Origin of the sequence: Streptomyces sp. NPDC052299 (assembly GCF_040679335.1) — a bacterium.
Classification (GTDB): Bacteria; Actinomycetota; Actinomycetes; order Streptomycetales; family Streptomycetaceae; genus Streptomyces.
On sequence record NZ_JBFAUP010000016.1, the window covers coordinates 114,748 to 138,546 of the forward strand.

Below are 23,799 nucleotides of genomic sequence, written 5' to 3' on the forward strand. Positions count from 1 at the left end.
ACAAGTGGACACCGAGGGTGGGGACTTGAAGCGGAATCACCGTAGGGACCTCAGGAAGAGACGGCTCCTGATCGGCGTCGGCGCCGCCGTGGTCGCGACCGCGACGATCGGCACCCTGGCCGTGGCCTCGCAGGACCCGGACAAGGGGGCCGCCGGGGCCGCCGCGCCGTCCGCCGTGCTCCAGGCCCAGTTCGAGGACGCGGCCCGTGAGTTCGACGTGCCCCCGAGCGTGCTGATGGCGGTCTCGTACCGGCAGACGCGCTGGGAGAGCCACGACGGCGAGCCGAGCACGAGCGGGGCGTACAACGTCATGGGGCTCACGTCGGTCACCGAGGACGACGTCGAGCAGCCGACCGACGCGGAGCGGCTCGCGCACCTCAACATGAGCGGCGACCCGGCCGTCACGAAGCACTTCGACGCCGAGCGGGCGCTGCGCGAGCTGCCGAAGAAGGTCGACACCGACGCGCCCGTGCTGCACACGCTCGAAGAGGCCGCCGATCTGATCGACGAGCCGGCCGGGTCCGTGCAGGACGACACCGAGCAGAGCATTCGCGCGGGCGCGGCGCTGCTCGCGAAGTACCAGAAGGAAGCGACCGGCTCCCTGTCCGAGGACGCCGGCAAGTGGTATCCCGCCGTGGCGCGCTTCAGCCAGGCCCCGGACACCAAGGGCGCCACGCTCTTCGCCAACCGTGTCTTCGAGACGGTCAAGAAGGGCGAGAGCCGGGTGACGGCGGACGGCCAGCAACTGTCCCTGCCCGCCGACCCGTCCGTGACGCCGGTCAAGCCCGCGAAGATGCCGCTGGCCGCGACGAACGTGAGCCTCACCGCGACGCCCACCCCGGAGTGCCCCTCCGGGCTGAACTGCGACTTCAAGCCGGCCGGGTACAAGCAGAACAGCACGACCCCGGACGACTTCGGCAACTACAACGAGGCGGAGCGCCCGGGCAGCGGCGAGGACATCCGCTACATCGTCATCCACGACACCGAGGGCGGCTACGCCGGTTCGCTGGCCACCTTCCAGAACCCGGCCTCCTACGCCAGCGCCCACTACCTGATCCGGGCCAGTGACGGCCTGGTCACGCAGATGGTGGAGACGAAGAACGAGGCGTGGCACGCGGCGAACAAGACCGTGAACATGCACTCGATCGGGATCGAGCACGAGGGCTACGCGATCAAGTCGGGCAGCTGGTACACGGAGCCGCAGTACGAGTCCTCCGCGGCGCTCGTCAAGTTCCTGGCCGGCAAGTTCGGCATCCCGCTGGACCGCGAGCACATCATCGGCCACGACGAGGTGCCGGGCGTCCTGGACGCCAATGTCGCGAGCCAGCACTGGGACCCGGGCCCCTTCTGGGACTGGAACCACTACATGTCCCTGATCGGCGCCCCGACCGGCGCCAGTGGCGCGGGCGGCCCGGTGAAGGCCGGCGAGCTGGTCCGGGTCGTGCCCCCGTTCACCACGGCCAACCAGCCGGCGCTGACGTACGGCGGCAACGACGTCGCCAAGCAGCCGGCGAACTTCGGCTACCTCTACACCTCGCCCTCCACGACGGCGTCGAAGATCGTCGACCCGTACATGCCGAACGTGAAGTCCACCGACGGACCGAACTGGGGCAACAAGGTCGTGGCAGGCGGCGCGTACGTGGTCGCCGAGTCGAAGTCCGACTGGACCGCCATCTGGTACGGCGGCAAGAAGGCCTGGTTCCAGAACCCCGGCGGCCAGTTCACCAAGCCGGTGGCCAAGACCGCGCAGCCGGTCCTGAAGGCCAGGGCCGGCGCGACGTCCGTCCCCGTGTACGGGCGCGCCTACCCCGAGGACGCCGCCTACGAGGGCACCGGTGTCCCCATGCAGAAGCAGAACAACGACTCGCTGACGAAGTACAGCCTCCCTGCGGGCCAGGCCTACTCCCAGGCCGGGCCGGCGCAGGCGGGTGACTACTGGTTCGCGGGTACGTTCGCGGGCACGGCCGACAACGACCGCACGCTGGTGAAGGGGACCACGAACCTCTTCTACCCGATCCGCTACAACCACCGCATCGCCTGGGTGAAGGCGAGCGACGTCGAGCAGGCGAACAGCACGGTGCCGGACGCCGGGACCGACCGCTACAACATGATCGGCCGCGACAGCGCGGGCCGGATCTGGCAGTACCAGGGCACCGGCAGCGCCTCCTCCCCGTACTACCGCCGCTACCAGGCGGGCTACGGCTGGGGCGGCTACACGGCGATCACCGCGATGACCGCGCTGCGCGCCGACGGTACGGGCGACTTCGTGGCCCGCGACAAGGACGGCGTCCTCTGGTACTACCGGGGCAGCGGCAACCCGGACAAGCCGTACATGGCCCGGCTCAAGGTCGGCAGCGGCTGGAACCAGTACAGCAGCCTCAACGGCATGCGCGACCTCGACGGTGACGGCAAGGCCGACCTGATCGCCCGCAACAGCGTCGGCGACATCTATTTCTACAAGGGCACCGGCGAGCCGTCGAAGCCCTTCGAGCCCAAGGCGAAGATCGGGTACGGCTGGCAGATCTACGACCAGATCGTCTCCACCGGCGACCTCAACGGCGACGGCAAGGCGGACTTCGTGGCCCGGGACAAGTCCGGGGTCCTCTGGATCTACACGGGCACCGGTTCGGCCACCAAGCCGTACGACAAGCGGGTCAAGATCGGTTCGGGCTGGGGCAAGTACAAGCTGCTGCTCGGCCCGAGCGACCTGGACCGTGACGGCCGGGGCGACCTGGTCGGCGTGGACTCGGCCGGCGATTTCTGGTTCTACCACTCCACCGGCACGGTGACGGCCCCGTTCGCGACGAAGTCGCAGGTCGGGGACGGCTGGCAGATCTACGACACCCTGTTCTAGCCGACAGGACGTCCCCAGCGCGCGGGGCCCTTTCCCATCCGGCCGGGTGGGAAAGGGCCCCGCCGTCGTCCGGCGTGGGTTAGGGTACGGGGCATGTTCGCGCACTCGACCCGTAACTGGTGGTGGACCGCTCATCCGGCGGCCCACTGATCGCGCGTACACACTGACGCAGAGGCCGCCCGAGGGGCGGCCTTTTCCGTGTCCGCGGGCCGTTCCTCCCAGCTGATTCCCTGGAAGGAACCCACTCATGAGCTTCGACCGACTCCTGCGCGACGACTGCCCGCCGTTCGCCCTGCTGCGCCGCCGCACCCCCGGCCACGACCACGACACCGTCGAGGTGCTGATCGGCCGGGTGCACGAGGCGGACCGGCTCGCCGACGTGCCCGTCGGTGACCTGCCGTCGCTGGCGCTGGTGCCGTTCCGGCAGATCGCGGAGCGCGGTTTCGACGTGCGCGACGACGGCACGCCGCTCTCGGTCCTGGTCGCGGACGAGACGTACACGATGTCCCTGGACGAGGCGCTGGACGCGCTCCCCCGCCACGAAGTCCGCGTGGACGACGGGGCGTTCGACGTCGGCGACGAGGAGTACGCCGACACCGTGCGCCGGGTGATCGAGGACGAGATCGGCCGGGGCGAGGGCGCGAACTTCGTGATCCGGCGGACGTTCCGGGGCCGGATCGACGGGTTCGGCCGGGCGGACGCGCTGGCCCTGTTCCGGCGGCTGCTGGCGGGCGAGCGGGGCGCGTACTGGACGTTCGTGGTCTGCACCGGGGACAGGACGCTCGTCGGCGCGAGCCCCGAGGTGCATGTGCGGATGTCCGGCGGGACCGTCGTGATGAACCCGATCAGCGGCACCTACCGCTACCCCGCCGAGGGGCCCACCCCGGAGAGCCTGCTCGCCTTCCTCGGGGACCGCAAGGAGACCGAGGAGCTCTCCATGGTGGTCGACGAGGAGCTGAAGATGATGTGCACCGTCGGCGACATGGGCGGGGTGGTGATCGGCCCGCGCCTCAAGGAGATGGCCCATCTCGCGCACACCGAGTACGAGTTGCGCGGCCGCTCCTCGCTGGACGTGCGGGAGGTGCTGAAGGAGACCATGTTCGCGGCGACCGTCACCGGCTCCCCGGTGCAGAACGCCTGCCGGGTCATCGAGCGGTACGAGGACGGCGGGCGCGGCTACTACGCGGGCGCGCTGGCCCTGCTGCGCCGGGCGGCCGACGGCAGCCAGACCCTGGACTCGCCGATCCTGATCCGGACCGCCGACATCGACGCGGACGGCACGCTGCGGGTGCCGGTCGGGGCGACGCTGGTGCGCCACTCCGACCCGGACAGCGAGGTCGCGGAGACCCATGCCAAGGCGGCCGGGGTCCTCGCCGCCCTCGGCGTGCGCCCGGCCCGCCCGGAGGCGGAGCGGGAGCGGCCCCGGCTGGCCGCCGACCCCCGGGTGCGGGAGGCCCTGGACGCCCGGCGGGACGGGCTCGCCCCGTTCTGGCTGCGGATGCAGGAGCGCGCCGCCGACCGCACCGGCCACGCCCTGGTGGTGGACGGCGAGGACACGTTCACCGCGATGCTCGGGCACCTGCTGCGCGCCTCGGGGCTCGACGTCACCGTGCGCCGCTACGACGAGCCGGGGCTGCGGGACGTGGTGCGGGCGCACGAGGGGCCCGTGGTCCTCGGTCCGGGGCCGGGGAATCCGGGGGACGCGGCCGACCCGAAGATGCGGCTGCTGCGCGCGATGGCCGCCGAGCTGGTCCGGGACCACCGGCACGGGCTGCTCGGGGTGTGCCTGGGCCACGAGCTGATCGCGGCCGAACTGGGCCTGGAGATCGTCCGGAAGGCGGTGCCGTACCAGGGGGCGCAGACCCGCATCGACCTGTTCGGGCGGCCCGAGACGGTGGGCTTCTACAACAGCTTCACCGCGCGCTGCGACGACTCCGGGGCGGCGGAGCTGGCGGCGCACGGCATCGAGGCGAGCAGGGACGAGGTGTCCGGGGAGCTGCACGCGCTGCGCGGGGCCGGGTTCGCCTCGGTGCAGTTCCACCCGGAGTCGGTGCTGACGCTGCGCGGTGCGGCGATCGTGTCCGAGCTGCTGGCGGGGCTGCCGGTGCGCGGCTGAGCGGCGGGGTCAGGTCCCGGGGCGGGCCGGGACCAGGACGTTCCCGCTGTGGCGGCCGGCCAGGTAGTCGCCGACGTTCTCGACGGTGGCGTCGATGATCTGGCCGACCGCGTCCTCGGTGTAGTACGCCTGGTGCGAGGTGACGATGACGTTCGGGAAGGTCACGAGCCGGGCCAGGGTGTCGTCGTCCACGCCCTCCAGGGACTTGTCCAGGAAGAACAGCCCGGCCTCCGCCTCGTACACGTCGAGTCCGACGCCGAGGAAGCGGCCCGCGCGCAACTCCCCGACCAGGGCCGAGGTGTCGACGAGGCCGCCCCGGCTGGAGTTGACCAGGATCGCGTCGTCCTTCATCAGGGCGAGGGCGTCCTGGTCGATGAGGTGGTGCGTCGACGGGAGCAGCGGCACGTGCAGGCTGACCAGGTCGGACTCCGCGAGCAGCCGTTCCTTGTCGACGTACCGCATGCCCAGCTCGGCGCAGGCCGGGTTCTCGGCGACGTCCCAGCCGAGCAGCTTCATGCCGAAGCCGTGCGCGATCCGGGTGAACGCCTCGCCGATCTTGCCGGTGCCGATGACGCCCGCCGTGCGGCCGTGCATGTCGCGGCCGAGGAGCCCGTCAAGCCGGAAGTCGAAGTCGCGGGTGCGGCCCGCGGCCCGGATGACCCGGCGGTTGACCGCCATGGCGAGGGTCCAGGCGAACTCCGCGACCGAGTACGGCGAGTAGGAGGAGACCCGGGCGACGCGCAGGGCCAGGCGCTCGGCGACGTCCAGGTCGATGTTGTTGAAGCCGGTGGAACGCTGGGCGATCATCTGGGTGCCGCCCGCCGCGAGGGTCTGGAGGACCGCGCCGCCCAGGTCGGCGTTGACGCTGGTGGAGATGACCTCGTAGCCCGCCGCGATGGGGGCGGTGTCCCGGTTCAGGAAGACGTCGAGGCAGCGGACTTCGTGCTTCCCGGCGAACGCCTTCTCGATCAGCGGCTTCTCGTCGGACTGCACTCCGAAGGCCAGGATCTCCACGACGTCTCCCCTGTCTGCGTGCTGGGCGCTGCCGGTCACCGCGAATATACGACCGGGCGCCCCGCCCCGCCGCTCAGGCGTCGTCCAGGCCGCGCTCTATGGCGTACCGCACCAGCTCGACCCGGTTGTGCAGCTGGAGCTTGCCCAGGGTGTTCTGCACGTGGTTCTGCACGGTCCGGTGCGAGATGACGAGCCGTTCCGCGATCTGCTTGTACGAGAGCCCCTTGGCCACCAGCCGCAGCACCTCGGTCTCCCGGTCGGTGAGCTGCGGGGCCCTGGGCTCGTCGGACGCGGCCGGTGCGGGCTCCGAGGCCAGCCTGCGGTACTCGCCGAGGACCAGGCCGGCCAGGCCCGGGGTGAAGACGGCGTCGCCGGCGGCGGTGCGGCGGACGGCCTCGGTCAGCTCCTGGGTGCTCGCCGACTTCATCAGGTAGCCGGTGGCCCCGGACTTGACCGCCTCCAGGACGTCGGCGTGCTCGCCGCTGGCGGAGAGCACCAGGACCCGCAGGCCGGGCTGGCTGCCGACGAGTTCCTTGCAGACCTGCACCCCGGGCATGCCGGGCAGATTGAGGTCGAGGACCAGGACGTCCGGGGTGACGGCGCCTGCCCGGCGTACGGCCTGGGGCCCGTCGCCCGCGGTGGCGACCACGTCGAAACCCGCCTCGGTGAGGTCGCGGGCCACGGCGTCGCGCCACATCGGGTGGTCGTCCACCACCATCACCCTGATCGCCGGCTGCCCGGTGCCCTCTTCGTGTGTCGTGCTCATCGGACCGATCCCGCCTTCCCCCGTGAAACCTTGGGAACCTTCAACTCGACCTCGGTGCCCTGTCCTGGCACCGAGATCAACTCTGCCGTACCGCCCAGGTCGCGCAGTCGGCCGCGGATCGACAGGGCGACCCCGAGCCGCCCCTCCCCCTCGGCCTGCGCGAGCCGTCCCTCGGGGATGCCGGGTCCGTCGTCCCGGACCGTGACGACGACCTCGTCCGGCCAGTCCTCCAGCAGGATCCACGCCTGGGCGCCCTCGCCCGCGTGCACCCGGACATTGTCCAGGGCGGCGCCGACCGCGGCCGCCAGCTCCGTCGCCGCGGCGGACGGCAGCAGCACCGGGGCGCCGGGCTCCGCGAAGCTGGTCCGGGAGCCCGCGTGCGGGGCGAGCAGGGCGCGCAGATCGGTCTCGCCGCCGTCGTCCTGCTCGTCCTCGTCCGTCTCGACGGTCCGGACGACGGCGCCCTCGGAGGCGTCCTCGGAGAGCCGGGTCGGCGGCACGAGGCCACTGGAGACCAGGGTGCGCAGGGCGACCTCCTGCTCCCCGGCCATCCGGCCGAGTTCCGCCGCCTCGCCGCCGATCGCGGCGCCGCGCCGCTGGACCATCGCGAGGACCTGGAGCACGCCGTCGTGGATGTCCCGGGCGAGCCGCTCGCGTTCGCGGGTGGCGGCCTCGATCTCCAGGGCGCGGGCGAGGGTGCGCTCACTGGCCCGGGCGACCTCCACCACGTAACCGATGGCGATGGAGGCCACCCAGACCAGCATCACGTTGTGCAGGGTGTCGCGGCTGGGCTCGCCGCGCTCGATGAGGTTGGCGACGGCGACCAGGCTGGAGGCGAAGCCCGCCCAGCGCCAGCCGCCCTTGATCGCGAAGGCCAGGACGGAACCGGCGGTCCAGATGGACGGCAGCGTCGGCCCGTCGACGTGCTGCGCCTGGAAGTCGGCGAGCGGGGTGACCACGATCCCGATGAGGGCGATGCCCAGGTCCGCGCCCAGGAAGCGCCGGGTGCAGGCGGCCGCGCCGGACACCTTCGGCAGGGTGGCGAGCGTCCAGACCGCCATCAGCGACAGGAAGGCGATCGCTATCCAGGGCCGTTCGTAGTCGTGCCGGGCGAAGGCGGCGAGCAGGACCGCGTAGAGCATCGTCAGCACGCGGTACGCCGTCAGGGCACGCCACAGCGGCTGCTCCACCGACATCCGGACCACGCGTACGCGTTTGACCATGCTCTTCTCCCCCGTCCCCCGGCGGACCGCTCAGGTGCTGTCGCCGTCGCCGTCCGTCTTCTTCGCGGCCTCGGCCCGGCGCTTGGCCTCGTCGGCGATCTGCCGCTTGGCGGCGGTCGCGTAGATGTCGACGTACTCCTGGCCCGAGAGCTTCATGATCTCGTACATCACCTCGTCGGTGACCGAGCGCAGGATGAAGCGGTCGCCGTCCATGCCGTGGTAGCGGCTGAAGTCGAGCGGCTTGCCGATCCGGATGCCGGGCCGCATCAGCTTGGGGATGATCTGGCCGGGCGGCTGGATCTTCTCCGTGTCGATCATCGCGACGGGGATGACCGGCGCCCCGGTGGCGAGCGCGACGCGGGCGAGGCCGCCGGGCTTGCCCCGGTAGAGCCGGCCGTCGGGCGACCGGGTGCCCTCGGGGTAGATGCCGAAGAGGCCGCCGCTCTCCACGACCTGGATGCCCGCGCGGATCGCCGCCTCACCGGCGCCGCGCGCGCCGGAGCGGTCGACGGGGAGCTGGCCGACGCCCTTGAAGAACGCGGCGGTGAGCTTGCCCTTCACCCCCGGCGCGGTGAAGTACTCGGCCTTCGCGATGAAGGTCACCTTGCGGTCCAGGACGGCCGGCAGGAAGAAGGAGTCGGAGAACGACAGGTGGTTGCTGGCGAGGATCGCGGGCCCGCGCGCGGGAATGTTCTCCAGGCCCTCCACCCACGGCCTGAAGGCGAGCTTCAGCGACCCGCCGATGGAGAACTTCATAGCGCCGTAGATCAACTCGGATGCCTCCTGTGTGCTGTCCGACAGACCTTAACCCGCCGTGTCCCCCATCCTCCCGCCAAGCGCGGTCGGGTGTCCGCGGACCGGGGCGCGACGGCCCTGGTCGGTGTCGGCCCGGTCGCGTACGGTGAAGTAATCCTCGCGTACCCCGTACATCCTTCCGAACTCCCCTTCCGCTCCCCCCGCTCGCTCCCCCGCGAGCCTCATGAACAGGAGACCCCGGTGCCGGTCCTTCCCGGAGCCGAGCCGTTCCGCCACGAGGGCGGAGAGGTCGGCGTCCTCCTCTGTCACGGATTCACCGGTTCCCCCCAGTCGCTGCGCCCCTGGGCCGAGTATCTGGCCGAGCGCGGCCTCACGGTCTCGCTGCCGCTGCTCCCCGGGCACGGCACGCGCTGGCAGGACATGCAGGTGACCGGCTGGCAGGACTGGTACGCGGAGGTGGACCGGGAGCTCCGCGGGCTGCTGGAGCGCTGCGAGCGGGTGTTCGTCTTCGGGCTCTCGATGGGCGGCGCGCTGGCCCTGCGGCTGGCCGCGAAGCACGGGGACGCGGTCAGCGGTCTGGTGCTCGTCAATCCGGCCAACAAGGTGCACGGCCTCGCGGCGCACGCGCTGCCGGTGGTCCGCCATCTGGTTCCGACGACTAAGGGCCTGGTCAGCGACATCGCCCTGGAGGGCGTCGCGGAGGTGGGCTACGACCGGGTGCCGCTGCACGCGGCGCATTCGGTGCGCAGGTTCTTCCGGCTGGTCGACGGCGACCTGCCGCAGGTCACCCAGCCGCTCCTGCTGCTGCACAGCCCGCGGGACCACGTCGTCCCGCCCGCGGACTCGGCCCGCATCCTGAGCCGCGTCTCCTCGACGGATGTCCGCGAGGTCCTGCTGGAACAGAGCTACCACGTGGCGACGTTGGACCATGATGCGAAGCGGATCTTCGACGAGAGCCATGCGTTCATCGGCCGCCTCGCTCCGAGCGAGAAGGATCAGGGCGGGAAGAAGGGGAGCACGTCCGGTGGCTGAGCACGACGCGGAGCGCGCGGGCAGCGAGGAGGAGCGCGAGCCGTTCCCCGTGGAGGGGGCGGCCGTCGCCGACGACGACGGCAAGGGCGCGGCACCCGACGCACCGGCCGGTGCGGGGGACGGACCGCTGGACGAGGACGCCGTCTGGCGGGCCATCGTGGAGGGGTACGGGGAGGAGCCGCCGGACCCGCCGGGCGCGCGGCCCTTCCGGTCGGTCGAGGACCTGGCGATGCCGGACGACGGCCCGCTGACCGCCCCGGCCGCGGACAAGGGGCTCGGCAAGCGGCCGCCGAAGCCGAAGCCGGAGGAGGACCGGCCGCTCGGCGGCTCGGTGGTCTTCGCGCCGGGCGTGGGCCCTCGCGACTACGAGCCGGCCGACCCCGACGCGCCCGGCGCGGGCACCGGGGACGACGACGAGGGGCACTTCGTGCCGCCGGAGCCGCCGCCGCTGCCGGAGGCCGACGTCACGGCGAAGTTCGCCTGGCTCGCGGTGGTCGGCGGGCCGGTGCTGATGCTGCTCGCGGTGCTGCTGTCCTGGGAGATGACCTGGTGGCTGACGACGGTCTGCGTCGGCGGCTTCCTGGGCGGTTTCGTGACGCTGGTGGCGCGGATGGACTCCGACGACGACGGTGACGACGACCCGGGGCGGGGCGCGGTGGTCTAGGACCTGTCCGCCGGGACCCTGAGTGCGGCCAGTACCGGGCGGTGGTCGGTCGCCGCCCGCAGGTCGGCCTCGCGCACTCCGGGCAGCCCGTCCGGGACCCCGCAGCCGAGGACCTCGATGCCGCCGGTGGCGAAGACGGCGTCGATCCGGCGGCGCGGCTCGTGCGCGGGGAAGGTGTACTCGCCGCCCTGCGGCTCGGTCTCCCAGCAGTCCTGGTAGCGCCCGGCCAGCCGCCGGAAGGCCCGCCCGCTCGGTACGTCGTTGAGGTCACCGGCGACGACGGCGTGCTCCGCGCCCAGCGCGTCCACGGTCTCCGTCAGCCGCTCCGCCTGGGCCAGCCGCTCCTGCCGCTGGAGGCTGAGGTGGCAGCTGACCACCCCGACCCGGGCGCCCGCGAACCGGACCACGGCGGTGGCGAAACCCCGGCGGTGCAGGCCCGGGGTGCGCGGCAGCAGGATGTCCTCGGTGCGCTCGACCGTGGCGCGCAGCGAGCACAGCAGCAGCGGCCCGGCGGCGGTGGCGCCCCCGCCGAGGATCACCAGGTCGGTGGCGGCGGCGAGCCGGGCGGCGTACTTGCGCCAGCGGAAGAAGCGCGGCGCCTCCTGGACGAGGACCAGGTCGGGGGCGCAGGCGCGGATGACGCGGGCGAGGGCCGCGCGGTCGTCGCGCATCGAGCGGATGTTGTAGCTGAGCACGCGGATGACGGCCGAACCGTCCGGCTCGGTGCGCGAATCGGGCAGCGACATCGTGGCCATGCCCTCACGATACGGCGGACGCCCGCCGCTCCAGGTCGTGTCCGCGAAGTGTCGTCTGGCCCACGACGCCTGGCACGCACTCTCGCGGCGTTGCCGGGGTGCCCAAGTAGCTCCGCTACGAGGGCACCCCGGCGCCTTGCGAGAGCACGCACCAGACGCCGCAGGCCCCGCCCTTCGGGCGGACGACGCCACTTCGCGGACACTCCCGGGGCGCGACGGGCGTCCGGCGTTTTGGACGTGCGGCTGGGCTCAGCCCTGGCGGGCCAGGTCCGCTGCGCCCACGAGCCCCGCCTTGCCGCCGAGTTGGGCGGCGAGGACCTGCGCGTGCGGGCGCCATTCGCCGCCGATCAGCCAGCGCCGGAACGACTTGCGGATCGGGTCGAGGACGAGCTCGCCCTCGTCCGAGACGCCGCCGCCGACGATGAAGGCCGACGGGTCGAACAGCGAGGCCAGGTCCGCGAGTCCGGCGCCGGCCCAGCGGGCCAGCTCGCGGAACGAGTCGATGGCCACCGGGCAGCCCTGGCGGGCCGCCTCGCTGATGTGCTTGCCCTCGATGCCGTCCACGGTGCCGTCGCCGAGCGCCAGCAGGATCGTGGCGTTCTCCGGGGTGGCGTTGGCGCGCTGCTTCGCGTACCGCACCAGGGCGCGGCCGGAGGCGTACTGCTCCCAGCAGCCCTGGCTGCCGCAGCCGCAGAGCAGGCCGTCCGGGACGACCCGGATGTGGCCGAACTCGGCGGCCACGCCGAAGCGTCCGCGGCGCAGCTTGTTGCCGATGATGATGCCGCCGCCGAGGCCGGTGCCCAGCGTGATGCAGATGACGTCGTCGTGGCCCTGGCCGGCGCCGAAGCGGTATTCGCCCCAGGCGGCGGCGTTGGCGTCGTTCTCCACGACGACGGGGAGGCCGACGCGCTGCTCGACCTTGTCCTTGAGCGGTTCGTGGCGCCAGTTGATGTTGGGCGCGAACAGCACGGTGGCCCGCTTGTCGTCCACGTATCCGGCCGCGCCGATGCCGACGGCGTCGACCTGGTGCCCGGCGCTCGCGCCGGAGACCGCCGCCGCGATGGCGTCCACGATGGCTTCGGCCGTCGGCGGGGTCGGCACCTTGAAGGTCGAGAGGATGTGGCCCTCTTCGTCGACCACTCCAGCTGCGATCTTCGTGCCGCCGATATCGACGCCGATGGTGAGTCCCATGAATCCCTCAGTTCCGGTCGAGCCCCGCTGAGGCAACCGTACCCGAGGCCGGGCCCCGTCCTGTCCGGCGCCGGTCAGTCCAGGTCGATGTGTTCGCCGGCGCCGGGCCCCTCGTCCCGGGGGCCTCCGGGGCCTTCCGCCTTCTTTTCGGTGCCCGCGGGGTCCCCCGCCCCCCGGGTCCAGCGGCCTTCCTGGCCCTGGACCGCCGAGCGGTAGGCGGCGAGCAGTTCGTTACCGGCCGCCGCGATGTGATCGAAAACGTCTGGATTGCGCTCGATCACGGGCTCCACGACCGCCTTGGCCTGCTGGATGACCTGCTGCACGGCACCCTGCGCGGCCAGTCCGAGGAGCGGCGCCTGGAACGAGCCGAGCTTGTCGGACACCGCGTCCATCAGCTTGCGCAGCTCCTCGGCGGCGGAGCCGGGCGGCGGGCCGTAGGCGGCGCGGCGGCGGGCCTGCTCGGCGGCGAGGTCCTCGGCGCACGCGTCGGCCCAGGCGTCGTCGTCGGCGGGGCGATCGGTGGCTTCGCTCATGGCGGACTCCAGGGGGCTTCGTGGCCGGCGGCCCGGCATACCGGACACGTACCTTCGACGGTACCCGAACGGTGGTACGCCGTTCAGCCCGTCCGGGGCCAGAGCGCGGGATCGGGCGTGAAGCGGACCCGGAGCACGCCGTCGGTGAGGGCCGCGCCGGAGACGGTGCAGCGGCGCAGCGCGGGTTCCAGGGGGACGATGCGGTGGAACGGGCCGACGGTCAGGAGGAGTTCGCCGCCGCGCCGGACGAGCTGGAGGTCCTTCTTGACGGCGCCGGGGAGCCGCAGGCACCAGACGAGTATCCCGTCGCCGTCCGGCCCGCCCGCTTCCTCGGTCCACCAGGGGTCCGGGGCCCGGCCGCCCTCCTCGCCGGTGCCGGGGACGGCGAGTTCACCGTTGTCACCGGCCAGGGCCAGGAGGTCGTCCGGACCCTGCGGGTCGCGGCCGAGGTGGGCGATCCGGACCGGGGCGGCCCCCGCGTCCGCCCAGTGGCCGAGGGACTTCTCCTGCTGGGCGGCGAGCGCGGCGAAGAAGGGGTCCGGGGAGTGGCCGGGCAGCATCCGGTTGGCGACCGGCGCCTCGGCGCGCAGCCCGTGCAGGGCGAGGCCGGTGCGGGCGGCGCTCAGGGCCTCGTCGGCGGCCGGGCCCGGCTCGGCGACGAGCCGGAGGGTGGTGGCCCGGTCCTCGATCAGTGCCTGGACCTGGGCCAGTTCGGCGTCGCGCCGGGCGGCGGCCTCGTACAGCCACTGGGCGGGCATGGGCACACCGGCCAGCTGGGCGAGCATCGGGCGCAGGGCGCGGGCGGCCTGGCGCTCCTGGGGCAGCAGCCGGCGCAGGTAGCGGCGGAGCTGTTCGGGCAGGGCGAGCAGGCGGAGCGCGTCGCGCAGGGGCGGGAGGTCCACGACGAGGAGGTCGTACCCCTCGTCGGACCAGTCGCCGTGGGTGGCGCGGCGCAGGGCGTGGAGCAGGGCGAGTGCGCCGCTGCCGGGGAGTTCGGTCAGCTCCTCGCCGTCCAGCGGGTTGCCGCCGAGCAGTTCGAGGACGGACGACAACTGCTCCTGGAGGGCGAGGAGTTCGTCGCGGAAGTGGGCGGCGGAGTCGGTCCGGACGGACCGCAGCCGCTCGGTGACCGGGGTGGGGGCGGCGGCGTCGGGGAAGCCGGGTATCGGGTCGGCGGAGATCAGCAGGGTGCGGGCGCCGTCGCGGGCCGCGGCGAGCGCGGTGGCCGCCGCGACGGTGGTACGGCCGGCTCCGCCGGGTCCGGTGACCAGGACCGTACGCACGTGCTCAGCCCTTCGGGACGGACTCGACGCGCTTCTTCAGGCCGGCGAGGGCGCGGTCGATGATGACCTTCTCCGCCTTGCGCTTGATCATGCCGAGCATGGGGATCTTCACGTCGACGGTGAGCCGGTAGGTGACCTCGGTGCGGTCGCCGTCGCCGAGCGGCGCGAGCGCGTAGGAGCCGTCGATGGCGCGCAGCATCTGGGACTTGACCAGGGTCCAGCTGACCTCGTAGTCGCCGATCCAGGTGTAGGCGAGGGTGTGGTCGTCCTTGATCGCGCCGGCGTCCAGGACGAGTCGGACCTTCTCGGCGCGGCCGTGCTCGTCGGTGCCGAGGACCTCGGCCTCCTTGACCTCTCCGGTCCACTCCGGGTAGCGCTCGAAGTCGGCGATCACACCCATGACGTCGGCCGGCGCCGCCTCGATCGTGATGCTCGAGCTGGTGTGTTCAGCCATCGCTGTGGCCCTCCAGTGCGGTGTACCGGTACGTCGGCAGGAGCCTGCCGCCAGAAGGCTATCGCGTGCGCCCGGCGGCCCGTCCCAGGGTGGGGCGGTTCACCACTCCAGCGCCCAGGGCCGGCCGGTGGAGGCGAAGTGGCCGACGTTCACGCATTCGGTGGCGCCGATCCGCATCCGGCGGGCCAGCGGCTGGTGGACGTGGCCGAAGAGGGAGTAGCGGGGACGGGTGCGGCGGATGGCGTCGAGGAGCGCCCGGCTGCCGCGCTCGAAGCGGCGGGCCACGGTGTCGTAGACCAGCTCGGGCACCTCGGGCGGGATGTGGGTGCAGAGCACGTCGACCTCGCCGACCGCCTCGATCTTGGCGGCGTACTCCTCGTCGTCGATCTCGTACGGGGTGCGCATCGGCGTGCGCAGGCCGCCGCCGACGAAGCCGAAGACGCGGCCGCCGATCTCGACGCGCTCGCCGTCCAGGACGGTGGTGCCGGGGGCGGCGTACTCGGGCCACAGGGCGGGGATGTCGACGTTGCCGTAGGTGGCGTACGTCGGGGTGGGCAGCGCGGCGAACATCTCGGCGTACTGCCTGCGGACCGCTTCGGTGATCGCGGCGTTGCGGTCCATGCCCTGCCACAGCCCCCGGCCGAAGGCGCGGGCCTCCTCGAAGCGGCGGGCGGTGCGCAGGGCGACGATCCGGTCGGCGTTCTCGACGCCGAAGAGGTCGGGGAAGATGCCGCGCGAGTGGTCGGCGTAGTCGAGGAAGAGGACCAGGTCACCGAGGCAGATCAGGGCGTCGGCGCCGTCCCCGGCGCGGGCCAGCGCCTCGGTGTTGCCGTGCACGTCGCTGACCACATGGACGCGGGTGTTCGCTCCTGCTCGCATGAAAACAGCCTAGAGCCTGCGCCAAGGCCCCGGACCTGCGGTTACTTCCTGGTGTGTGTACGGGTGGACTACTGTGCGCGAAAGGACGTCCCGATATGTGTGACGCATAAGACATCTGGCCGGAACCCCCTATCCGGAACCGAGTACTGGTGGGTAACGTCCGGGCAGTCCAGTCGTGCTCACCCCACTGAGCACCCGCCATCTTGGACCGCGCCGGTGCGTCACACAGAGCCGTGGCACCGGAGCCCGATGAGGAGCAGCAGTCTTGCGCGAGTTCAGCCTTCCGGCCCTGTACGAGGTCCCCTCGGACGGCAACCTGACGGATCTCATCCGCCGCAATGCCGCTCAGCATCCCGACGTCGCGGTGATGAGCCGCAAGGTGGCGGGCGTCTGGACGGACGTCACCGCCACGCAGTTCCTGGCCGAGGTCCGGTCGGCCGCGAAGGGCCTGATCGCGGCGGGCGTCGAGCCCGGCGACCGGGTCGCCCTGATGTCGCGCACCCGCTACGAGTGGGTGCTGCTGGACTTCGCGATCTGGAGCGCGGGCGCGGTCACCGTGCCGGTGTACGAGACCAGCTCGCCCGAGCAGGTGCAGTGGATCCTCGGTGACTCAGGGGCCGTCGCGGTGCTGGTCGAGAGCGACGTCCACGCCGCCGCGGTCGCCTCCGTGCGCGACCGGCTCCCCGGGCTGCGGCACGTCTGGCAGATCGAGAAGGGCGCCGTCGACACGCTGCGGACCGAGGGGGAAGGGGTCTCCGAGGAGACCGTGGACCTGCGCAGCGCGGCGGCGCGGGCGGACGACCCGGCCACCATCGTCTACACCTCGGGCACAACGGGCCGCCCCAAGGGCTGCGTCCTGACGCACCGCAGCTTCTTCGCGGAGTGCGGGAACGTGGTGGAGCGCCTGAAGCCCCTGTTCCGCACCGGCGAGTGCTCGGTCCTGCTCTTCCTGCCCGCCGCCCACGTCTTCGGACGGCTGGTCGAGGTGGCCTCGGTGATGGCGCCGATCAAGCTCGGCTGCGTCCCGGACATCAAGAACCTCACCGACGAGCTGGCCGCGTTCCGGCCGACGCTGATCCTCGGCGTGCCGCGCGTCTTCGAGAAGGTCTACAACGCGGCGCGCGCCAAGGCGCAGGCCGACGGCAAGGGCAAGATCTTCGACCGGGCCGCCGACACGGCGATCGCCTACAGCCGCGCGCTGGGCACCCCGCAGGGCCCCTCGCTGGGCCTGAAGTTCCGGCACAAGGTCTTCGACCGCCTGGTCTACGGCAAGCTGCGCGCGGTGCTCGGCGGGCGCGGCGAGCACGCGATCTCCGGCGGCGCCCCGCTCGGCGAGCGCCTCGGCCACTTCTACCGGGGCATCGGCTTCACCGTCCTGGAGGGCTACGGCCTGACCGAGTCCTGCGCGGCCACCGCCTTCAACCCCTGGGACCGGCAGAAGATCGGCACGGTCGGCCAGCCGCTCCCCGGCTCCGTGGTGCGCATCGCGGACGACGGCGAGGTGCTGCTCCACGGCGAGCACCTGTTCTCCGGCTACTGGAACAACGAGGCGGCGACGGCCGAGGCGCTGGCGGACGGCTGGTTCCACACCGGGGACATCGGCACGCTGGACGAGGACGGCTACCTCGCGATCACCGGCCGCAAGAAGGAGATCATCGTCACGGCCGGCGGCAAGAACGTCGCGCCCGCCGTCATCGAGGACCGCATCCGCGGCCACGCCCTGGTGGCGGAGTGCATGGTGGTCGGCGACGGGCGGCCCTTCGTGGGCGCGCTGGTGACGCTGGACGAGGAGTTCCTGGGCCGCTGGGCCGAGGAGCACGGCAAGCCGGCCGGTTCGACCGCGCTGTCGCTGCGCGAGGACCCGGAGCTGATCGCCGAGGTGCAGCGCGCGGTGGACGACGGCAACGCGGCGGTCTCCAAGGCCGAGTCCGTACGCAAGTTCCGCATCCTGGGCGCCCAGTTCACCGAGGAGGCGGGCCACATCACGCCGTCGCTGAAGCTGAAGCGGAACGTGGTGGCGAAGGACTTCGCGGACGAGGTGGAGTCGATCTACCGCTCGTGAGACGTACGAGGACGAGGGGGCCCGCGCCGATGTGGTGCGGGCCCCCTCGTCGTCGTGTCAGAGCAGTGCGCGCAGCCGCTCCGCGAGCAGGTCCCAGCGCCACTTCTCCTCGACCCAGGCCCGGCCCCGCTCGCCCATGCGCCGCCGCAGCTCCGCGTCGCCCAGCAGCACGGTGATCCGCTCCGCCGCCTCGCCGGGCTCGCCGCCGCGCACCACCCAGCCGGTCTCGCCGTCCAGCACCGCGTCCGGGGCGCCGCCGGAGTCGCCGGCCACCACCGGCAGCCCGGTCGCGGACGCCTCCAGGTAGACGATGCCCAGGCCCTCCACGTCCAGGCCGCCGCGCCGGGTCCGGCAGGGCATCGCGAAGACGTCGCCGGCCCCGTAGTGCGCGGGCAGCTCGGACCAGGGCACCGGCCCGGTGAACCGCACGGAGTCCGCCACACCGGTGCGCGCGGCGAGCCGCCGCAGGTCGTCCTCGTAGGGCCCGCCGCCCACGATCAGCAGGACCGCGTCCGGCTGGGCGGCCAGGATCGCGGGCATCGCGAGGATCAGGGTGTCCTGGCCCTTGCGGGGCACCAGCCGGGACACGCAGACCACGACGGGCCGTTCGGTGAGCCCGAGCCGGGCCCGGACCTCGTCGCCGCCGGAGTCGGGGCGGAACGTCTTCTCGTCCACCCCGGGGGGCAGCTGCACCATGCGGCGGGCGGCGGCCGGGCTCAGCGCGGCGGCGATCCGGGAGCGGGTGTACTCGCCGAGGTAGGTCAGCGTGTCGGTGCCCTCGCCGATCCGGCGCAGCAGCTGCCGGGACGCGGGCAGCTGGGCCCAGGCCGCTTCGTGGCCGTGCGTGGTGGCGACGAGCCGGCGGGCGCCCGCCTCGCGCAGCGCCGGGCCCATCAGGCCGAGCGGTGCGGCGGCGCCGAACCAGACGGACGAGCAGCCGTGCGCGCGCAGCAGCTCGGTGGCGCGCCGGGTCACCCGCGGGGTCGGCAGCAGCATCGTCGTGCGGTCGCGGACGACGGTGAAGGGCTGCTCGGCGTCGAAGGCGGCGGTGGCGGCCGCGCCCTCGGCCCCGCGCTTCCAGGTGGAGGCGTAGACGACGACCCGGTCGGGGTCGAGCCGCAGCGCCATATTGTGCAGGAACGCCTGGATGCCTCCCGGGCGGGGCGGGAAGTCGTTGGTCACGATCAAGGTCTTGTCCATCGCCGCCGACAGTACCGGGCCCCGGCGGCCGTGCCTGATGGCCCGCGCACAGGGCGTACGGGCATCATGGCTGTTTCGTACGGCGTACAGGACGGGTGAGGGCAGGTCATGACGGGTTCCAGCGGCACGCGTCCGGCGGCCTTCGCGGTGTGGGCGCTCACCAGGGCGGTGCTGCTGCTCTGGGTGACGAAGGTGGTCACCCCGCCCGGGCTCGACGTGACGAGCGACGTGTCGGTGATCTACCACGGCTGGTCCGAGGTGCTGCGCTCCGGCACCTACCCGGAGTCCGACGTCACCTGGCAGTACCCGCCGGTGGCCGCCCTGGCGATCCTCTCCCCCGCCCTGCTGCCGTTCCTGGACTACGCCACGGCCTTCTTCGTGCTGGCGTTCCTGTGCGACGCGCTGGTCCTGGGGCTGCTGCTGCGGGCGAGCGACGGTCCGGGCCGCCGGGCCGCCGGGGTGTGGGTGTGGGTGGCGGGCGTCCCGCTGCTCGGCACGACCGCGTACGCCCGGTACGACGTGATGGTGACGGCCGTGGCGGTGGCGGCGCTGCTGGCCGGGCTGCGGCACCCCCGGATCCTGGGGGCGCTGGCCGCGTTCGGGGCGCTGCTGAAGGTGTGGCCGGCGCTGCTGCTGGCCGGGACGGCCCGGGGGCGCGCGACCCGGCTGGCCTGGGGGACGGCGGCCGCGGTGGCGGCCGGGCTGCTGCTGGTGTGCGTGGCGGCGGCGCCGGGCGCGCTGGCGTTCCTCGGCTTCCAGCGGGACCGGGGCACCGAGGTCGAGTCGCTGGGGGCGCTGGTCTTCCACGTGTGGCGGCAGTTCGGCTGGGAGGGCCGGGTGGAGCTGCACTACGGCTCGCTGGAGTTCCTGGGGCCGCACGTCCCGCTGGTGAGCACGCTGGCGCTGGGGCTGAGCGTGGCCGCCTTCGGCTGGCTGCTGGTGTGGCGGCTGCGGGCGCGGACGTTCGGGGTGAGTACGCCGGCGGACGCCGCGTTCACGGCGGTGCTGCTGTTCACCACGACGAGCCGGGTGATCAGCCCGCAGTACATGCTGTGGCTGGTCGGTCTCGCGGCGGTGTGCCTGGTGCTGCGGGAGAGCCGGATGATGTGGCCGGCCGTGCTGGTGGTGGCGGCCACGGGGGTGACGCAGCTGGAGTTCCCGATCGGCTTCGTCCACGTGGTGACGAGCGACGCGCAGGGGCTGACGCTGATGTTCCTGCGCAACGGACTGCTGGTCGCCGCGTCCGTGCTGGCGGCGGTGCGGCTGTGGCGCGACACCGTACGGGTGCCGAGCGGCGGGGCGACGGCGAAGGCGGCGGAGCCCGCGCTCAGCCCAGCCGGTCGCGCAGATACACCCGCCAGCGCGCCGTGAAGTCCTGCGGGGTGGTGCCGAGGACCTCGTGCAGGGCGTCCTCGACCGCCCCGTCGCGCCCGTGGTGGGCGCCGACGGCCCGGTAGAAGGCGAACAGCTTCTCCTCGCCCCAGCGGTCCGCGATCAGCTCGCAGGCCAGCCAGCCGCCCTCGTACGCCTGCGCCAGCCGGTCCGCCTCCCCCGCGAAGGCGAAGTCCTCGTCCTCGGGCAGCCCGGCCGGTACGTCACCGGCCCGGACCGCGTCGGCCAGCTCGGGCGCGATCTCCTCGGCGGTGCGGTCCTGGTCCCGGTAGGCCGCCCAGTCCGCGAAGCCCTCGGAGAGCCAGGTCGGGGTGGCCGAGGAGGTCCTTCTGCGGGTGGCCACATGGGCGGTCTCGTGGGTGAGGACGACGTGCTGCCCGAACCCGCCGAGCAGGGCGTACGCCTCCGGGTTGACGATCACCCGGTCGGCGGGGGCCTTCCCGGTGGAGCCGGTCTCACCGGTGGTGACGGCCGCTATGCCCTTGTAGTTCGAGGCGGGCGACCCGAGCAGCCGGCCCATCTCCGTCACGCTGTCCGGCACCAGCACGACCACGCGCCCCGCCCACCGCTCCGGCCAGGCGGCGGAGACCGCGGGCACCGCCTCGTCCGCCGTCGCCGCGATGGCGGCCAGCTCGTCCCGTGAGCGGCCGACGCCCATGACCAGGCTGTGCTTCCCGCGCACCACCTCGATGTCGCCCTGCTCCCACAGCTGCCCGGCGCTGCCGTCGGCGGCCCGGTCCGCGGTGACGTACCAGCGGCCGTCCGCCGGGTTCCGGGCCAGGTCCACGACCCGGTCGACGGAGACGGGGGCGCTGTCGTAGCCGGCGATCCGGTAGCCGAGCGTGACGTCGGCGGTGACCCGGTCCGCCCCGTGCGGGGTAAGGCGGGTCAGCCGGTACGCCCAGGAGCCGAGCGGCACGTCCGCCAGCCGGGCGACCTCCCGGCGCTGGGCGGTGCGCAGCGCGGTGGCGTCCGGGTCGACGGCGGCGGCGTAGCCGGCCGGGTCGTGGTGCAGCACGGCGGCGGCGCGCCGGTCCAGGGTGGCGCGGACGCCCCGGGAGGTGCTGTCGGGCGCCCGGTCGGCCGGGGCGGAGCAGGCGGCGGCGCACAGCAGCGCGGCGAGGACGGCCCCCTCCGCCCGCCGCCGCCCGCCACGTATGCGCACCCGTTCGACCACATGACGAGCGTACGGGCTGTCGCCGGGCTCAGACCCGGGTGACCGAGGAGACGGGCATCATCCCGACGGGGTCGTAGCGGACCGGGGCGCCCGGGTACGGGGCGTGGATGACCTGGCCGTTCCCCACGTACATCGCGATGTGACTGGCGTCCGCCCGGTAGGCGACGAGGTCCCCGGGGCGGGCCTCGGAGAGCGGCACCATGTGCCCGGCGTACCGCTGGGCCTGCGAGGTCCGGGGCAGGCTCACCCCGGCCTGGGCCCAGGCCCACTGCATCAGCCCGGAGCAGTCGAAGCCGGAGGGCCCGTTGGCGCCCCACACGTACGGCCGGCCGAGCGCCTGCTGTGCGGCCAGGACGGCCGCCGCGGCGCGGGCGGAACCCACCGGGAGCCCGGCCAGGAGTCCGGCGCCCGGATCGCGGCCGTCGCGGGAGGCGCGGGCCAGGGCGGCCCGTTCGGAGGCCGGCAGCGACTTCAGCAGCTGCCTGGCGCGGGCGAGCTTGCGCTCGACGGTCCGCTTGTGGCGGCTGACGGCCTCCCGGCGGCTCTCCAGGCCGGCCAGTGAGCGGGCGGCCTCGGCCCGGGTCTGGGCGAGCGCCCGCTGGGCCCTGCGCAGTTCGGCGAGGGCGGTGGCCCGGTGGGCGTCGGCGATGGTGACGGCGGAGGCCCGGTCGAGGTAGCTGTCGGGGTCCGAGGTGAGCAGCAGGGCCAGCGAGGGGTCGATGCCGCCCGCGCGGTACTCCGCCCGGGCTGCCGAGCCCAGCTCCTCGCGCATCCGGTTGATGCGTTCCTGGCCCCGGGCGGCCCGGTCCTGGGCCCGGCTGTACTCGCCGCGCAGCCGGGCCACGTCCTCACCGGCCCTGTTGTACTGCTCGGTGGCGCGCTCGGCCTCGGCGTAGAGGCGGTCGACGCGCGCCCCGGCGGACTGCGGGGTGTCGTGCGGCTCCGCGTGCGCGGGGGCGGCGCCGAGCGTGGCGGCCGCGGTCGCGGCGGCCGCCGTCAGGACGGTGGCCCGGGCACCCCGACCGGTACCGGGCTGTGTGGAACGGCGATGGGACCCCACAGGACGCCGCGCTCCCTTCCGCTGTACGCAGACGCGCGGCCCCTGCCGCCCGGGCGGGCGGACCGACGCACGGGAGCCGCGACAGACGGCAGACAGTAGCCGCGCGATCACGGAGCGGACAAAGACGCGCCGGACCGGCGGGGGCCACACACAGTGACGCCCCGCCGGTGACCTGTGGTCTCCGGCGGGGCGGGCGTCAGTACGGGGCGCGCGAATTCGCCCGTTCGGGCGCGGTTCAGATGCGCACTGCGGCGTAGATGCTGCCGATGGTGCTCATCGACTCGTAGCGGACGTACGCGCCGGGGTACGGGGCGTGCAGGACCTGGCCGTTGCCGGCGTAGAGGCCCACGTGCTCGTTGCCGTTGAAGAAGACCAGGTCGCCGGGGGCCAGCTGGCTGACGCCGATCCGGTGCCCCTGGTTGACCTGGGTATAGGTGGTGCGGGTGATGTTGACGCCGGCCTGGGCGTAGGCCCACATGGTCAGGCCCGAGCAGTCGAAGGAGTTGGGGCCGGTGGCCGCGGGCACGTACGGCTTGCCCAGCCGGGTGGCGGCGGCGTTGAGGGCGGCGGCGCCGAGGCCGGAGGCGGGGACCTCGTTGCCGAGCTCGACGCGGCTGCCGGCGTCGCGGCTCGCGCGGGCCTCGTCCTGGCGCAGCTTCTCGCGCTCGGCCGCGGTGAGGGTGTTCAGCAGGCGGCGGGCCTCGGCCAGCTTCTCCTGCTGCTGCTTCTTCTTCTCACCGAGCGTCTTGCGGACGGAGGCGAGGTCGCTCAGCTTGTCCTGGGCCTCCTTGCGCTGCTGCGCGAGGGCCCGCTGCTTCTCCTGGACCTTCGACAGGGCCTCGGTCTGCTTGGCCGTCAGCTGGTCGAGCGCGGACGCCTGGTCGAGGAAGCTGTCCGGGTCGGAGGAGAGGAAGAGCTGCACGGAGGGGTCGATGCCTCCGGAGCGGTACTGCGCGGCGGCGAGGGAACCGAGGCCGGACCGGAGCTGGTTGAGCTCCTCCTGGCCGCGGGCCACCTTGTCCTGGATCGCGCCGATCTGCTTCTCGAGCTTCTCCTGCTTCTCCTTGGCCCCGTTGTACTGCTCGGTGGCGGCACCGGCCTCGTGGTAGAGCTTGTCGACCTTCGCCTTGACCTCGCTCTTGGTCGGCTTGGGGTCGGCGTGGGCGGCCTGGGAGGACAGGGCGACGGCCGCGGCTGCGGTCGCGGTGAGCACGGTCACACGAGTGCGGCTCGGCTGCTTGGGACGACGGTGGGACGCCACGAAGGCGAGCTCCTTCTTCCTCGAGCCGCCTACCGGATCTGTGGGGGAGGAGGTCCCCGGCTCCGTGCACGTCACGGACTCGGCGGTTCCTTCGCCGCCACCCCGGATGGGTGATCGACCGCGCGAA

At 73.2% G+C, this 23,799-nt stretch carries 21 protein-coding genes; 7 read left to right on the forward strand and 14 right to left on the reverse strand.

What is annotated here, in order from left to right; translation table 11 throughout:
- The first annotated feature begins 25 nt into the window (after positions 1-25).
- The 3 genes from AB0L33_RS25775 to AB0L33_RS25785 all read left to right on the forward strand — a co-directional run bounded on the left by AB0L33_RS25775 (position 26) and on the right by AB0L33_RS25785 (position 4,970).
- Complete coding sequence (locus tag AB0L33_RS25775) at positions 26-2,854, forward strand: N-acetylmuramoyl-L-alanine amidase (RefSeq protein ID WP_365685196.1); 2,829 nt, start codon at positions 26-28, stop codon at positions 2,852-2,854.
- 93 nt (positions 2,855-2,947) lie between these two features.
- A complete protein-coding gene (locus tag AB0L33_RS25780) occupies positions 2,948-3,004 on the forward strand; it encodes a trp operon leader peptide (RefSeq protein WP_073735655.1) in 57 nt (18 codons plus the stop codon).
- A 97-nt stretch (positions 3,005-3,101) separates the two neighbouring features.
- Positions 3,102-4,970 (forward strand): anthranilate synthase family protein, encoded by a 1,869-nt coding sequence (locus AB0L33_RS25785; RefSeq protein WP_365685198.1) that lies wholly within the window; start codon positions 3,102-3,104, stop codon positions 4,968-4,970.
- Between the two features lie 9 nt (positions 4,971-4,979).
- Here AB0L33_RS25785 and AB0L33_RS25790 read toward each other — a convergent pair whose 3' ends face one another.
- The 4 genes from AB0L33_RS25790 to AB0L33_RS25805 all read right to left on the reverse strand — a co-directional run bounded on the left by AB0L33_RS25790 (position 4,980) and on the right by AB0L33_RS25805 (position 8,729).
- On the reverse strand, positions 4,980-5,984 hold the full coding sequence (locus tag AB0L33_RS25790; RefSeq protein ID WP_365685308.1) for a 2-hydroxyacid dehydrogenase: 1,005 nt from the start codon (positions 5,982-5,984) through the stop codon (positions 4,980-4,982).
- A 73-nt stretch (positions 5,985-6,057) separates the two neighbouring features.
- Positions 6,058-6,750, reverse strand: coding sequence for a response regulator transcription factor (locus tag AB0L33_RS25795; protein WP_365685200.1), 693 nt, complete (start codon positions 6,748-6,750; stop codon positions 6,058-6,060).
- The gene (locus AB0L33_RS25800) at positions 6,747-7,973 is read right to left on the reverse strand and encodes a DUF5931 domain-containing protein (RefSeq protein WP_365685202.1); all 1,227 of its coding nucleotides are present in this window, start codon (positions 7,971-7,973) and stop codon (positions 6,747-6,749) included. The genes AB0L33_RS25795 and AB0L33_RS25800 overlap by 4 nt, the downstream gene beginning before the upstream one ends.
- 30 nt (positions 7,974-8,003) lie before the next feature.
- Positions 8,004-8,729, reverse strand: a complete 726-nt coding sequence (locus tag AB0L33_RS25805) for a lysophospholipid acyltransferase family protein (RefSeq protein WP_365685309.1) — start codon at positions 8,727-8,729, stop codon at positions 8,004-8,006.
- A gap of 240 nt (positions 8,730-8,969) precedes the next feature.
- On the opposite strand from AB0L33_RS25805, the gene AB0L33_RS25810 reads away from it, so the two are divergent.
- A complete protein-coding gene (locus tag AB0L33_RS25810) occupies positions 8,970-9,761 on the forward strand; it encodes an alpha/beta fold hydrolase (protein WP_365685204.1) in 792 nt (263 codons plus the stop codon).
- The gene (locus AB0L33_RS25815) at positions 9,754-10,425 is read left to right on the forward strand and encodes a hypothetical protein (RefSeq protein WP_365685206.1); all 672 of its coding nucleotides are present in this window, start codon (positions 9,754-9,756) and stop codon (positions 10,423-10,425) included. Before AB0L33_RS25810 ends, AB0L33_RS25815 begins: the two co-directional genes overlap by 8 nt.
- Here the strand turns inward: AB0L33_RS25815 and AB0L33_RS25820 are convergent.
- The 6 genes from AB0L33_RS25820 to AB0L33_RS25845 all read right to left on the reverse strand — a co-directional run bounded on the left by AB0L33_RS25820 (position 10,422) and on the right by AB0L33_RS25845 (position 15,520).
- Positions 10,422-11,180, reverse strand: coding sequence for an endonuclease/exonuclease/phosphatase family protein (locus AB0L33_RS25820; protein WP_365685208.1), 759 nt, complete (start codon positions 11,178-11,180; stop codon positions 10,422-10,424). The two genes, AB0L33_RS25815 and AB0L33_RS25820, sit on opposite strands and share 4 nt — an antisense overlap.
- A 249-nt stretch (positions 11,181-11,429) precedes the next feature.
- Positions 11,430-12,371, reverse strand: a complete 942-nt coding sequence (locus AB0L33_RS25825) for an ROK family glucokinase (protein ID WP_365685210.1) — start codon at positions 12,369-12,371, stop codon at positions 11,430-11,432.
- A gap of 74 nt (positions 12,372-12,445) precedes the next feature.
- A complete protein-coding gene (locus AB0L33_RS25830) occupies positions 12,446-12,904 on the reverse strand; it encodes a DUF5304 domain-containing protein (RefSeq protein WP_365685212.1) in 459 nt (152 codons plus the stop codon).
- An 83-nt stretch (positions 12,905-12,987) separates the two neighbouring features.
- Positions 12,988-14,187: an ArsA-related P-loop ATPase gene (locus tag AB0L33_RS25835; protein ID WP_365685214.1), complete on the reverse strand. Its 1,200-nt coding sequence runs from the start codon at positions 14,185-14,187 to the stop codon at positions 12,988-12,990.
- Positions 14,188-14,191: 4 nt separating this feature from the next.
- The gene (locus AB0L33_RS25840; protein ID WP_018104407.1) at positions 14,192-14,641 is read right to left on the reverse strand and encodes an SRPBCC family protein; all 450 of its coding nucleotides are present in this window, start codon (positions 14,639-14,641) and stop codon (positions 14,192-14,194) included.
- Between the two features lie 99 nt (positions 14,642-14,740).
- Positions 14,741-15,520, reverse strand: coding sequence for a metallophosphoesterase (locus AB0L33_RS25845; RefSeq protein WP_328899797.1), 780 nt, complete (start codon positions 15,518-15,520; stop codon positions 14,741-14,743).
- A 265-nt stretch (positions 15,521-15,785) separates the two neighbouring features.
- Here AB0L33_RS25845 and AB0L33_RS25850 point away from each other — a divergent pair, with 265 nt between their 5' ends.
- Entirely contained in the window at positions 15,786-17,582 is a 1,797-nt protein-coding gene (locus AB0L33_RS25850) for an AMP-dependent synthetase/ligase (protein WP_365685216.1), read from the forward strand.
- A 57-nt stretch (positions 17,583-17,639) separates the two neighbouring features.
- On the opposite strand, the gene AB0L33_RS25855 is transcribed toward AB0L33_RS25850, so the two are convergent.
- Positions 17,640-18,782: a glycosyltransferase family 4 protein gene (locus AB0L33_RS25855; protein WP_365685218.1), complete on the reverse strand. Its 1,143-nt coding sequence runs from the start codon at positions 18,780-18,782 to the stop codon at positions 17,640-17,642.
- A 108-nt stretch (positions 18,783-18,890) separates the two neighbouring features.
- Here AB0L33_RS25855 and AB0L33_RS25860 point away from each other — a divergent pair, with 108 nt between their 5' ends.
- A complete protein-coding gene (locus tag AB0L33_RS25860; protein WP_365685220.1) occupies positions 18,891-20,153 on the forward strand; it encodes a glycosyltransferase family 87 protein in 1,263 nt (420 codons plus the stop codon).
- On the opposite strand, the gene AB0L33_RS25865 is transcribed toward AB0L33_RS25860, so the two are convergent.
- From AB0L33_RS25865 to AB0L33_RS25875, 3 genes are all read right to left on the reverse strand, one after another.
- A complete protein-coding gene (locus tag AB0L33_RS25865; RefSeq protein ID WP_365685221.1) occupies positions 20,110-21,351 on the reverse strand; it encodes a hypothetical protein in 1,242 nt (413 codons plus the stop codon). The genes AB0L33_RS25860 and AB0L33_RS25865 overlap by 44 nt on opposite strands.
- 28 nt (positions 21,352-21,379) lie before the next feature.
- Positions 21,380-22,411: an NlpC/P60 family protein gene (locus tag AB0L33_RS25870; RefSeq protein ID WP_365685223.1), complete on the reverse strand. Its 1,032-nt coding sequence runs from the start codon at positions 22,409-22,411 to the stop codon at positions 21,380-21,382.
- A 235-nt stretch (positions 22,412-22,646) separates the two neighbouring features.
- Entirely contained in the window at positions 22,647-23,672 is a 1,026-nt protein-coding gene (locus AB0L33_RS25875) for an NlpC/P60 family protein (protein WP_365685225.1), read from the reverse strand.
- Positions 23,673-23,799: the final 127 nt, after the last annotated feature.